General features: G+C 62.1%; 14 protein-coding genes. 5 read left to right on the top strand and 9 right to left on the bottom strand.

The features are described from left to right. Nucleotides 1-28 precede the first annotated feature (28 nt). Both OPU96_RS15005 and OPU96_RS15010 read left to right on the top strand, forming a co-directional pair. On the top strand, nucleotides 29-673 hold the full coding sequence (locus OPU96_RS15005; RefSeq protein WP_226455825.1) for an NAD(P)H-dependent oxidoreductase: 645 nt from the start codon (nucleotides 29-31) through the stop codon (nucleotides 671-673). Next, the gene (locus OPU96_RS15010; protein WP_226455826.1) at nucleotides 612-1,010 is read left to right on the top strand and encodes a MerR family transcriptional regulator; all 399 of its coding nucleotides are present in this window, start codon (nucleotides 612-614) and stop codon (nucleotides 1,008-1,010) included. Before OPU96_RS15005 ends, OPU96_RS15010 begins: the two co-directional genes overlap by 62 nt. Here the strand turns inward: OPU96_RS15010 and OPU96_RS15015 are convergent. After that, the gene (locus tag OPU96_RS15015) at nucleotides 1,007-2,953 is read right to left on the bottom strand and encodes a hypothetical protein (RefSeq protein ID WP_498559292.1); all 1,947 of its coding nucleotides are present in this window, start codon (nucleotides 2,951-2,953) and stop codon (nucleotides 1,007-1,009) included. The genes OPU96_RS15010 and OPU96_RS15015 overlap by 4 nt on opposite strands. 344 nt (nucleotides 2,954-3,297) lie before the next feature. On the opposite strand from OPU96_RS15015, the gene OPU96_RS15020 reads away from it, so the two are divergent. The 3 genes from OPU96_RS15020 (at nucleotide 3,298) to dxs (ending at nucleotide 6,433) form a co-directional block, all read left to right on the top strand. Next, nucleotides 3,298-3,540, top strand: a complete 243-nt coding sequence (locus OPU96_RS15020; protein WP_003176346.1) for an exodeoxyribonuclease VII small subunit — start codon at nucleotides 3,298-3,300, stop codon at nucleotides 3,538-3,540. Continuing rightward, nucleotides 3,537-4,424, top strand: coding sequence for a (2E,6E)-farnesyl diphosphate synthase (gene ispA, locus OPU96_RS15025; protein ID WP_305391602.1), 888 nt, complete (start codon nucleotides 3,537-3,539; stop codon nucleotides 4,422-4,424). The genes OPU96_RS15020 and ispA overlap by 4 nt, the downstream gene beginning before the upstream one ends. A gap of 110 nt (nucleotides 4,425-4,534) precedes the next feature. Continuing rightward, nucleotides 4,535-6,433, top strand: a complete 1,899-nt coding sequence (gene dxs / locus OPU96_RS15030) for a 1-deoxy-D-xylulose-5-phosphate synthase (RefSeq protein WP_305391603.1) — start codon at nucleotides 4,535-4,537, stop codon at nucleotides 6,431-6,433. 54 nt (nucleotides 6,434-6,487) lie between these two features. Here the strand turns inward: dxs and OPU96_RS15035 are convergent, their stop codons facing one another. From OPU96_RS15035 to ribBA, 8 genes are all read right to left on the bottom strand, one after another. After that, entirely contained in the window at nucleotides 6,488-7,276 is a 789-nt protein-coding gene (locus OPU96_RS15035) for a cobalamin-binding protein (protein ID WP_498559293.1), read from the bottom strand. Then, on the bottom strand, nucleotides 7,273-7,692 hold the full coding sequence (locus OPU96_RS15040; protein ID WP_192299072.1) for a nuclear FMR1 interacting 1 family protein: 420 nt from the start codon (nucleotides 7,690-7,692) through the stop codon (nucleotides 7,273-7,275). Before OPU96_RS15040 ends, OPU96_RS15035 begins: the two co-directional genes overlap by 4 nt. Then, nucleotides 7,689-8,306, bottom strand: coding sequence for a GTP cyclohydrolase II (gene ribA, locus OPU96_RS15045; protein WP_016978544.1), 618 nt, complete (start codon nucleotides 8,304-8,306; stop codon nucleotides 7,689-7,691). Before ribA ends, OPU96_RS15040 begins: the two co-directional genes overlap by 4 nt. A 129-nt stretch (nucleotides 8,307-8,435) precedes the next feature. Continuing rightward, nucleotides 8,436-9,155, bottom strand: coding sequence for a substrate-binding periplasmic protein (locus OPU96_RS15050; RefSeq protein WP_498559294.1), 720 nt, complete (start codon nucleotides 9,153-9,155; stop codon nucleotides 8,436-8,438). Nucleotides 9,156-9,210: 55 nt separating this feature from the next. Beyond that, nucleotides 9,211-10,176 (bottom strand): thiamine-phosphate kinase, encoded by a 966-nt coding sequence (thiL, locus tag OPU96_RS15055; RefSeq protein ID WP_498559295.1) that lies wholly within the window; start codon nucleotides 10,174-10,176, stop codon nucleotides 9,211-9,213. Nucleotides 10,177-10,194: 18 nt separating this feature from the next. Further along, nucleotides 10,195-10,695: a transcription antitermination factor NusB gene (gene nusB / locus OPU96_RS15060; protein ID WP_226455833.1), complete on the bottom strand. Its 501-nt coding sequence runs from the start codon at nucleotides 10,693-10,695 to the stop codon at nucleotides 10,195-10,197. Then, nucleotides 10,692-11,168, bottom strand: a complete 477-nt coding sequence (gene ribH, locus OPU96_RS15065; RefSeq protein ID WP_003176356.1) for a 6,7-dimethyl-8-ribityllumazine synthase — start codon at nucleotides 11,166-11,168, stop codon at nucleotides 10,692-10,694. The genes nusB and ribH overlap by 4 nt, the downstream gene beginning before the upstream one ends. A gap of 88 nt (nucleotides 11,169-11,256) precedes the next feature. After that, nucleotides 11,257-12,348, bottom strand: a complete 1,092-nt coding sequence (gene ribBA / locus OPU96_RS15070; RefSeq protein WP_192299076.1) for a bifunctional 3,4-dihydroxy-2-butanone-4-phosphate synthase/GTP cyclohydrolase II — start codon at nucleotides 12,346-12,348, stop codon at nucleotides 11,257-11,259. Nucleotides 12,349-12,351: the final 3 nt, after the last annotated feature.

Genomic DNA, 12,351 nt, shown 5'->3' on the forward strand with positions numbered 1-12,351 from the left:
TGAACCCCCACTTTCAGGACATCCCGCCATGGCCCACCGCATCCTGGTCATCCTCGGCCACCCCTCCACGACCAGCCTCTGCTCTGCCCTCGCCGACGCCTACATCCGCAGTGCAAAAACCGCAGGCCATGAGGTGCGCGTCCTACGCTTGGGTGAGCTTGATTTCGACCCGATCCTGCACAACGGCTACAACCAGATTCAACCCCTGGAAGCCGATCTGCTCCGCGCGCAAGCCGACATCCTGTGGGCCACACACCTGGCCTTGGCTTTCCCCATCTGGTGGGGTGGCATACCGGCCTTGATGAAAGGCTTTATCGACCGTATTTTCCTACCCGGTTTTGCCTTCAAATACCGAGCAGGCAAGGCGTTTCCTGACAAACTCCTGCGCGGCCGAACCGCACACCTGTTGGTGACCCTGGATACGCCGCCGTGGTATTACCGTTGGTTCTATCACATGCCGGGCGTACATCAGATGCGCAAGACCACCCTGGCGTTTTGCGGCATCAAGCCGATCAAGACGTTGCTGTTCGGGCCGGTCCTCGGATCGACATCCACGCAGCGCGACGCCTGGCTGAAACAAGCCGGCGCACTTCTGGAAAAAGGGAGTTTTCATGTACATCGGCAAAGCCGCGCAACTGTCGGGCACGACCATCAAGGCGATTCGTCACTATGAGGCGATCGGCCTGCTGCCGACGGCCCGGCGCGAGGGCCAATACCGGGTCTATTCAGAGCAAAGTGTCGAGCTGCTGATGTTCATCAAGTGCGCCCAGCAACTGGGATTCAAGCTCAAGGAGTTGCAGGAAATTCTCCACGGCGCCCCGGCAGGTGCGTTGGCACAACAACGGGCGACGGCGGCGATTGCGCAAAAGAAGCATGAACTGGTCACGCAGATTGCAGCCCAGCAGCAGGTGCTGGCCGGTTTGCTGGCCTTTGAGGCCAGCCTGCAAGACGCGCAGGGGCAATGCCAGTTTGAACGCCTGGTTGAAACTGGCCGCCCGTCCCGCACTTAGTTGAGCACGTCCCCCCATTTGCGTTGCACTTCGCGCTCCTGGGCGACGCAGACACGGGTCAGTGCGTCCACCCAGGCCACCGCGCCGGTGTTGGCGGCACGAAGCAGCAACATGATGTCATCCATCTCGAAGTCACCCGGTTCACTGACGGTGCTGTGCTCGTCGAGCATTTTCCTGACCAGCTCGTTGAGCTGCTGCTTGCTCGCCACTTTGGTCATGATCAACAACATCGGCAGCACATCATCGTCCAGATTGAAAGTGCTGGCGGGGTTACGTTCCTCGTAGCTGCTGCAGATCACGCCGAAACCGTTGAGGAATGTCTCGAAAATGTTCTCCTGAGTACGCACGGCCTCCGGCACCTTGTGGAAAGAAAAACCGTACATCAGCGCCAGCACAAAGAAGACCTGGTCCTCGACCTTTTTATCGGGAGCGCCAATCAGTTTTTCCGCCTTGGGAATCAGCGCTTCCAGGAAATCAATGGGCAACTGCCAGATGAACTCGGCATCCGGGTCTTCGAGCTGATCCTGTTTCATCTCCTGCAAAATCGCACGCAGGATGTCGACGGGTTGCTGCCCCGGCCGCAGCTCGGGCTCATCGTCCATCAACAGGTCGTCCAGATCGGCATGGTAGCCACGGCTCACGGGCGCCGCCGGCGTGATGTCCGGCAAGGCAGCCACGCGTTCGGCTTCGCCGGTCAATAGTTTGTCGAGGAGTTTGTTGCGGTTTTCCAGCATGAAGCGCACGAAGGTATCTTCCTTCAGCGCGAGACGAACCACCCCCGGCAGGAAGGCATAAATGAACACGCCCAGCTTCTCGACGTTGGCGTCATCACGCAGTGCAGCCAGGGACGCCTCGCCGGTTTTTTCCTTGAGAAACGGCAGGATCTTGGGCTTGTTTTGCTCGATGGCCACGGCGACATAACCGAGCAGTTTGTCTTTGCCGCTGACCTTGCTCTGCTGCTCGGCGGGACTCCGCACTGGTGTGTCTTCGATGACCGCCAGGGCAGAAATTTCTTCCACCTGCGCAGGCTCCAACACCTCAGGTTCAGGCTCGGGCACCACCTGCTGGGGCGCAGGGGTGTCGTCGACCGAGGCCTGGCGCACATCGATCAACGCCTGGTCGATCAGCGAAAAGAACTCGCCCAATTCCTTTTCGCCTACCTGAGTGAAGGAGCCAACCTTACGCGAGTTGACGTACAGGTCGCGCTTCTCCACCGACAGCCCCTCCAGATGGCGCCAGAAAAACAGGCGCGGTGCTTCAAACACCATTTTCAGCGCCAGCTTGCTCTCGCCCATCAGCACGCCTTCCTTGGCGCCACCGAACAGGGTGTCGTCGATCAGCACCAGCACTTCGTCTTCACGCATATTGGCGCCGTAAGACTCCAGCGCCGCTTGCAGTTTTTTCTGCGGAATGTGCGGGCGCACGTAAACGCGCTCCAAGCCCAGGCGCTCGGCCAGGTTGACGCTCATCTGCACCACCGCCTCGACTTGGGCGGCGCTCAACTCTTGATTGCCGGCGGCAGCTTTCACTTCGGTGCGCTTGGCCGAAGGCGCAGCACCGGACTGGCTGCTCATCCACTCCAGGACCAATGCGAAACAGCGGTTCAGATCCGCCTTGTCCGGCATGTTGAAGGCAATTGCCTGACGCTTGTTGAGGAAGAGTTTGCTGCCTTGGAGCTCCAACGACTGCACTTCGCTGTAGGCGTAGGTGACAGCGTCAGTGAAGGTTTCACGGATCGCCAGGCAGTCGTGCGCGATCAGGCAACCGTCCTTGCCGCTGCCAAACATGGTGTCGTCGACCAACACCACCACGTCGCTGGGGTCCAGCGTCAAATCGTAAGCGGCCAGCGCGTTGCTCAGCAGCTTCTTGGGAATATTGGGTGCTACATAGACACGCCCCGAGCTTGAGTATTTCCTGGCCTGCAAGAACGCCAACAACGACATATCCCTATCTCCTCAAACGCGCTTTTTTTTGCCTGCACTGTCCACGGATGGCTGCAGGTCGTGACGCAGAATAGCACCGGGCCATCATCGAGATAACCGTCAATTAGGCTACACAATCGGCTCACACGCCTGCTGACCACATTTCTATGCAGCAACGTCGAGCAGTACAGCGTGGATCAGCACGGCCTGATCGACCAACGGTGCCTTTTAAGGCATGGCCCTATAAGGGTCGCGGTACGCGCTATCAAATCACTGGCCCAGACGATCGAGCCCCCCACTCATTTGCCCCCATCCCCCATGTCTGCTAGTGTCGCGCCGGTTTACCGTCTACCGGAATAGCCGCCATGGCCCGCAAAAAAGTTGCACTCGATTTCGAACAATCCCTCGCCGACCTGCAAACCCTGGTCGAGCGTCTGGAGAACGGCGAGTTGTCGCTGGAAGACTCGTTGACAGCGTTTGAGCAAGGCATCGGCCTGACCCGCGACTGCCAGAGCGCCTTGGCGCAGGCGGAGCAGAAGGTCCAGGTGCTGCTGGAGCGTGACGGGGAATTGGCCGAAGAACCTTTCGATGCGGAACAGCCGGAATGATCGACGCGTATCAGGCCAGTAGCCAAGCCCGGGTCAATGCGGCGCTGGAGCCCTTGTTTGTTGCGCCAAGCCCCGAACTCACACGTCTTTATGCAGCCATGCGCTATAGCGTGATGAATGGCGGCAAGCGCGTGCGCCCGTTGTTGGCCTATGCCGCCTGCGAAGCCCTCGGCGCGCCTGCCGAGCAGGCCAACGGCGCGGCGTGCGCGGTGGAGTTGATCCACGCCTATTCCCTGGTGCATGACGATTTGCCGGCCATGGACGATGACGATCTGCGTCGCGGCCAGCCCACCACCCACAAAGCCTTTGACGAAGCCTGCGCGATTCTGGCCGGTGACGGCCTGCAAAGCCTGGCGTTCAGCGCACTGCTGGACCCGACGCTGAGCGACGCCAACGCCGAGATCCGCTTGCGCATGGTCACCGCCCTGGCCCTGGCGGCGGGCCCCGCCGGTATGGTCGGCGGCCAGGCCATCGACCTGGGTTCGGTCGGCCAGAAGCTCGATCAACACGCCCTGGAATACATGCACCGCCACAAGACCGGTGCGCTGATCGAAGCTGCCGTGCAACTCGGCGCCCTGGCCAGTGGCCGTGCCGACGCTGCGCAGTTGGCTGCGTTGAAGACCTATTCCCGCGCCATCGGCCTGGCTTTCCAGGTGCAGGACGACATCCTCGACGTCGAAAGTGACACCGCGACCCTGGGCAAACGCCAGGGCGCCGACATCGCACGGGACAAACCGACTTATCCTGCGCTGCTTGGGCTTGAATCGGCCAAGGCCTACGCCTTGGAACTACGCGACCAGGCCCTGGACGCCCTGCGACCTTTCGACGCGGCAGCCGAGCCACTGCGCGACCTGGCGCGGTATATCGTCGAACGCCGGCACTGATTACTGCGGCCATTGCAGCCGCATATCAGCCAAGTTCGGCGCTCTGCGTGGGCAGTTTGCGATGCTTGAGGTAAACTGCCGCCTCTTCTATACCTATAACGATTCGCCTGATGCCCACGACGTTTCAAGAGATTCCCCGCAAGCGCCCGTCCACGCCCCTGCTCGACCGTGCTGCCACGCCGGCCGGCCTGCGTCGTCTGGGTGAAGCCGAGCTGGAAACCCTGGCCGATGAGTTGCGCCTGGAATTGCTCTACACGGTCGGCCAGACCGGTGGGCATTTCGGTGCCGGTCTGGGCGTCATCGAGCTGACTATCGCCCTGCATTACGTGTTCGACACCCCGGACGACCGGCTGGTGTGGGACGTGGGCCATCAGGCGTATCCGCATAAAATCCTCACGGGCCGCCGCGACCAGATGGGCAGCCTGCGCCAGAAGGACGGCATTGCCGCCTTCCCGCGTCGCTCCGAGAGCGAGTACGACACCTTTGGCGTCGGTCACTCCAGCACCTCCATCAGTGCCGCGCTGGGCATGGCGATTGCCGCCCGCCTGCAAGGCAGCGATCGCAAGGCGATTGCGGTGATCGGTGATGGCGCGCTGACCGCCGGCATGGCCTTCGAAGCGTTGAACCACGCGCCGGAAGTGGACGCCAACATGTTGGTGATCCTCAACGACAACGACATGTCGATCTCGCGCAATGTCGGTGGCTTGTCCAATTACCTGGCAAAAATCCTTTCCAGCCGCACCTACGCCAGCATGCGCGAAGGCAGCAAAAAAGTGCTCTCGCGCCTGCCCGGCGCGTGGGAAATTGCCCGGCGCACCGAAGAATATGCCAAGGGCATGCTGGTTCCCGGCACCCTGTTCGAAGAATTGGGCTGGAACTACATCGGCCCGATCGACGGCCATGACCTGCCGACCCTGATCGCCACGCTGCGCAACATGCGTGACCTCAAGGGCCCGCAGTTCCTGCACATCGTCACCAAGAAAGGCAAAGGCTTCGCGCCTGCGGAAGTCGACCCGATTGGCTACCACGCCATCACCAAGCTGGAACCGCTGGACGCCCCCGCCGCCGCGCCGAAAAAGGCCAGTGGGCCGAAGTACTCCGGCGTGTTCGGCGAATGGCTGTGCGACATGGCCGCTGCCGACCCGCGCCTGGTGGGGATCACCCCGGCGATGAAGGAAGGCTCCGACCTGGTGGCCTTCAGCGAGCGCTTCCCGCTGCGCTACTTCGACGTGGCGATTGCCGAGCAGCACGCGGTGACGTTCGCCGCTGGCATGGCCTGCGAAGGTGCCAAGCCGGTGGTGGCGATCTACTCCACGTTCCTGCAACGCGGCTACGACCAACTGGTACATGACGTCGCCGTGCAGAACCTCGACGTGCTCTTCGCCATCGACCGCGCCGGCCTGGTTGGCGAAGACGGCCCGACCCACGCCGGCAGCTTCGATTTGTCCTACTTGCGCTGCATCCCCGGCATGCTGGTGATGACCCCGAGCGACGAGAACGAACTGCGCAAGATGCTCAGCACCGGCCACCTCTACAACGGTCCGGCCGCCGTGCGTTACCCCCGCGGCAATGGCCCGAATGCAGTGATCGAGAAGGACCTGGCGCCTATCGAGATCGGCAAGGGCATCGTGCGACGCCAAGGCCGCAAGACAGCGTTCCTGGTGTTTGGCGTGCAACTGGCCGAAGCCCTGAAAGTGGCCGAGAAGATCGACGCTACCGTGGTCGACATGCGCTTCGTCAAACCGTTGGATGAAGCCTTGGTCCGCGAGATGGCCGCCAGCCATGAGCTGCTGGTGACGGTTGAAGAAAACGCCATCATGGGCGGCGCGGGTGCGGCGGTCAGCGAGTTCCTGGCGCGGGAGAACATCCTCAAGTCGGTGCTGCACCTGGGCTTGCCGGATGTGTACGTCGAACACGCCAAGCCGGCGCAAATGCTGGCGGAATGTGGTTTGGATGAAGCGGGTATCGAGGCGGCGGTACTCAAGCGCACGGTACAACTGGGCCTGTAACCCGGATCAGAATGTGGGAGGGGCAAGCCCTTCCCACATTGGTTTGGACTACCTTCAGAGGCTCGGCGCAATCACCTGACACAAGCGCGCCAGCGCCTGCACCATCTGCCCACTGGGCCGCTCCAGCCCTTTGTCCGGCACCACCCGAACCCGCATCGCCATCGCCGGCCAGGCATTCCAGGCCTCTTTCTGCGCCTGATCACCGACCAGAATCACCTGCGGATCACGCTGCAACACCGACTCGATGCTCACCTGCGGCGCAGGCAGCTTGAGGTCATCGAACACATTGCGTGCGCCGCACACCTTCAGCGCATCACTGATGATCTGCTCACCGCCCACGGTATACAGCGGCTGGTTCCACACCTGGTAAAACACCCGCAACGGCTCGGCGCGCTGGTAACGCCGGCGCAGTTCAACCAGTTGTTCGCGCAAGTTGGCGGCCAATCGGCGGCCAGCGTCCGCACGCCCCAGTTGCACGGCAATCGCGTCCACCTGAATGACCAGTTGTTCAAGGCTATGGGGGTCGGCGAGGTAAACCGGAATATTCAAACGCTGTAGCTGCTCACGCTGCGCCGGGCCGACACTGCCGGGCCACAGCAGGATCAGGTCGGGTTTGAGGCTGAGCAGACGCTCCATGTCCAACTGGCCGTAGCGCCCGACTGACGGCACCTCTGCCAAGGCTGCCGGCCGTTCGCCGCCGTCGAGCACGCCCACCAGCAGGTCGGCGGCGCCCAGCTCAAGCACGATTTCAGACAGGGATGGCGCCAGGCTGACGACACGCTCAACCGCCAGCACCTGAACGCTGGATGCCAGCAACACAAGCGCCAGCCAGTGGCGCTTCATCCCAGTTGGCGAGGGATGCGGTAGAGGTAAAACAGCACCAGCGTCGACAGCGCCAACAAAAACAGTGGCACCGCTTCGAGGCCGACAAACACCGCCAGCGCGCCGATCCAGGCCGGTATGGCGGCAATCAGCAAGGCGGTACGTCGGCGGGCTGCCAGGGTGATCCAGGCCGCGGGCTCTTCAGGGGTATCGAGGGCTTTGGAGGTGGCGATCAACGCGTGTTTATAGCCGTGAAAGTAACGCAGGCTGAGAAACATCGAGGCCACGCCGGCGATAAAGAACGGCATGGCCAGTACCGGCAGCAGGGCTTCGGTCTGGCCAAACACCAGGTTGATCACAAACAAAGGCAGCAGCGCCAGGGCCAGGTACTGCCACCAGTTGAAGGACAGTCGCCGTTTCACCTGGCCACGGGTCACGCGCGGTCGACCTCGCCCTGATGCTCATTGCCCATCATGTGGTCGAGCTTGCTGGCTTTGGTGGCCAGGTAGAGCTTGTTGTGCGGGTTGTGCCCGGTGTGCAGCGGCACACGCTCGGCGACGGTGATACCCATTTCGGTCAAGGCCTTGACCTTGCGCGGGTTGTTGGTCATCAAGCGCAGGGACTTGACGCCCAGGTGCTCGAGCATCGGCAGGCAGATCGCATAGTCCCGCTGGTCGGCGGCAAACCCCAGGCGCTCGTTGGCTTCGACGGTGTCGGCGCCGCCATCTTGCAACTCATAGGCGCGGATCTTGTTCATCAGGCCAATGCCACGGCCTTCCTGGCGCAGATACAGCAACACACCACGGCCTTCACGGGCGATGGCACGCATGGCGGCTTCCAGTTGTGAACCACAGTCGCAACGCTGGCTGAACAGTGCGTCGCCAGTCAGGCATTCGGAGTGCACGCGGCCAAGCACCGGCGCGCCGTCAGCGATGTCGCCAAGGCTGAGCACAACGTGCTCGCGGCCGGTGGCTTCTTCGAGAAAGCCGTTCATGGTGAACGTGGCAAAAGGGGTAGGCAGCTTGGAAGCGGCGACGAAAACGACGGGCACCGTGTGCTCCTGATTTCAGTTTTTACAAAGGCGGCCATTGTAACAGCACGTTCCTACAGACGCTTAAGCTGAATTATCGCTGATAAAGATCAATCGGTTCGATTGGCCTTCATCCCGGTTCTATGCAGGTCAGAACGGATACGGCTGTTTCCAGCGTTCAAAGATCGGCTTCAGCTCGCCGCTGCTCACCAGGGCCGCCATGCGCCGGTCAAATACCGCCATCAGGCTGCGGCCTCGTTCGGTATCGGCAAAACCCACGTACAGCGGCAGTTCCGCGAGATGCGTCAGTTTGAACCTGGAAGGGTCCGGCGCTTGCTTGAGGACTTCGCTGACCTCGGTCAGGGCATCGATATAGAAGTCCGCCCGGGCATGCAGGAGCATTGACGTGACGCTGTCGCGCCGCTCGATCTGGTTGAAACGCTGCACATTGGGCAGGTAGCCCTCGTACTTGTAGCCGCGCACCCAGGCCAGGCGATAGTTGCCCAATGTGGCCAACGTCGGCGGTGGCGTGCTGGCCAGTCCAAGGGCGTAGATATGGTCGGAGTCGAAATTCGAGCGGGGATACAACACCCCGGTGGCTTCGTCGCGATAGGCGCCCACCCAGCCGTCCACCTCGCCGCGCTGGGTAAGGCCGACCGAGCGTGTATAGGGTTCGGTACGGGTTTGCAGGGTGATTCCCTCCGGCTCGAACACCTGGCGCAAGACGTCCCAGGCCAGACCGCTGCCATCGGTATTGGTGTAGTCGTCCCAGGCTTCACTGGCGAGCAGAACCTTGCCGGGCACCTGATCGGCCTGAGCCAAAGATGTCATTGCGCACAGTAGGATAAGCAGCCAGCGGCGCACATCCATACGGACAACCTCCTACTTCGTAACCATCGGATAGAGGGTAGCGCAGCGCGCCGACTTACGGCGCATCGCGAAAGTGCTGATAACCGCGCACGGCCGGGGTGATGTCCCGCCCGTTGGCGTCCAGCAGCGTCACGCCCTGCCCCACCTCGACCCGGCCAATCACCCGCACCGGCCAACCGCTGGCCAGCAACGGCGCCAGTTCGGCAGGTGGCAGGGTGAACGCCAGCACATAATCATCGCCGCCACTCAACGCGGCCACACGCGCTTCGTCATCGCCGACAAACGCCAGCAACGCCTTTGACAGCGGCAATCGCTCGCGCTCGATCAACAGGCTGACGGCCGAAGCCTTGGCGATATGCCCGCAATCAGCCAGCAGACCGTCGGAGATGTCCATCGCAGACGTAGCCTTGCCCCGCAGCGCCAGCCCCAGGGCCAGTTGCGGTTGTGGCGACCAGTAATGGGCCAGCAACGGTTCGGTGATGGCTGCGTCGGCGCTGCGCTGCCCCAGGACCAACGGCAAGGCACCGGCGGCGTTGCCCAGCTCACCGCCCACGCACAGCAGGTCGCCCGGCTGCGCACCGCTGCGGGTCAACGCCTGCCCGGCCGGCACACGACCGAACACGGTCAGGGTCAGGCTCAGCGGGCCACGTGTGGTATCACCGCCCACCAGGCCCACACCACAACTCTGCGCCATGGCGTTCAAACCTTGGGCATAGCGTTGCAGCCAATCGGCATCCACGGTCGGCGTGGTCAGGGCAAGGGTAAATGCGAGGGGATGGGCGCCCATGGCAGCCAGGTCGCTTACCGCCACGGCCAACGAGCGCTGGCCGAGCAGGAACGGGTCGCAAGGGTCGGAAAAATGCACCCCAGCCACCAAGGTATCGGTGGAGATTGCCAACTGCTCCCCAGCGGGGAGCGCCAGCAAGGCGCAGTCATCGCCGATCCCCAGGGCAATGCCTTCGCCGCCCTGCGCACAGGGCGCGGCGGCGAAGTATTTACGGATCAGCTCAAACTCGCCCATCAAGAATTCAAGCGCAGGTTAGCGCTTGTACGCCTTCACTTCGGCTTCGCGCAGGCGCGGGGCCAGCTTGTCGAGCACGCCATTGACGAACTTGTGACCGTCGGTCGAACCGTAGACTTTCGCCAGTTCGATGCCTTCGTTGATCACTACGCGGTACGGCACGTCGACGCGATAGAGCAGTTCCCAAGCGGACAGGCGCATCACGCACAGTTCAACCGGGTCCAGTTCGTCGATGGTCAGGTCCAGGCAAGGTGCCAGGGCCGTGTCGATCTCGGTCAGGTGCGCATGCACGCCGTGCAGGATGTCGTGGAAATACGGCAGGTCGGCGAAGGTGAAATCGTTGTCGACGCGAAACTGCGCTTCGATTTCGTTCAGCGAAGCACCGGCCAGGTGACGTTGGTACAGCGCCTGGGTCGCCAACTGACGAGCAGCGCGACGCTTCTCGTTCTTCGATGGCTTGCCGGCATCGGCTGGACGCTCGTCGCGTGGGTTGAAACGATCGCTCTCGTCGGAAATCACTTGGCCTCCAACTGCGACAGCAGGCTGACCATTTCCAGGGCGGACAGGGCAGCTTCAGCACCTTTGTTGCCGGCCTTGGTGCCGGAACGCTCGATGGCTTGCTCGATGGAATCAACGGTCAGAACGCCGAACGCAACCGGCACGCCGAACTCCATGGACACCTGGGCCAGGCCCTTGGTGCATTCGCCAGCCACGTATTCGAAGTGCGGAGTGCCGCCTCGAATGACCGCGCCCAGGGCGATGATCGCCGCGTATTCGCCCTGTTGAGCAACTTTTTGCGCAACCAGCGGAATTTCGAAGGCGCCAGGCGCACGGATGATCGTGATGTCGCTCTCGCTCACACCGTGGCGAACCAGGGCGTCCACGGCACCGCTTACCAGGCTTTCAACCACGAAGCTGTTGAAGCGGCCAACCACCAGGGCGTAGCGGCCTTTGGGGGCGATGAAGGTACCTTCGATGGTCTTCAGGGTCATTCGACAAATCTCTTAAAGAGCGGGGACGCGAAAAGTGCGTCCCTTAGTGATGATTTAACCGCGAACAAGGGGCAGAAATCGCCGGCCTTTATTCGGAGGGCACGTATTCTACAACTTCCAGGTCGAAACCGGATATGGCATTAAATTTCATCGGTGCGCTCATCAGGCGCATTTTGCGCACGCCCAGATCACGCAGGATCTGCGAACCGGCACCGACAATGCTGTAGGTGGTCGGCTTTTTCACCGGCGCGTGGTCGGCCGTTTCACGGATATGCGCCAGCAGCACATCGCCATCCAGCGGGTGACCGAGCAACAGCACCACACCGCTGCCGGCCTCGGAAACCGCAGCCATCGCGGCGCGCAGGCTCCAGCGGCCCGGCTGCTTGACCATCAGCAGATCGCGCAGTGGGTCCATGTTGTGCACGCGCACCAGGGTCGGCTCTTCGGCGCACACGGTGCCCAGGGTCAGGGCCATGTGCACGTCGCCTTCCACTGAATCACGGTAGGTCACCAAATTGAATTGGCCCAGTTCGCTGTCCAGTGGCTGCTCGGCAATCCGCTGAACGGTACGTTCGTGGATCATCCGGTAGTGAATCAGGTCGGCGATGGTGCCGATCTTGATGTCGTGTTCGGCGGCAAACGCCTCGAGTTCGGTGCGACGGGCCATGGTGCCGTCGTCATTCATCACTTCGCAGATCACGCCGCTGGGCTCGAAACCGGCCATGCGCGCCAGGTCGCAGGCGGCTTCGGTGTGGCCGGCGCGGGCCAGGGTGCCACCCGGTTGGGCCATCAACGGGAAGATGTGGCCGGGGCTGACGATGTCTTCGGCCTTGGCGTCCTTCGCGGCGGCCGCTTGCACGGTGCGAGCGCGGTCGGCAGCGGAGATACCGGTGGTGACGCCCGTCGTCGCTTCGATGGACACGGTGAACTTGGTGCCAAACCCGGAGCCGTTGCGCGGCGCCATCAACGGCAGCTTGAGCAATTCGCAGCGCTCGCGGCTCATGGGCATGCAGATCAGCCCACGGGCGTGCTTGGCCATGAAGTTGATGTGCTCGGGCTTGCAGGCCTCGGCGGCCATGATGATGTCGCCTTCGTTCTCGCGGTCTTCGTCATCCATGAGGATGACCATCTTGCCTTGGCGGATGTCTTCAACCAGTTCTTCGATGCTATTGAGCGCCACGTG

Source organism: Pseudomonas sp. RP-B7, from assembly GCF_059803535.1.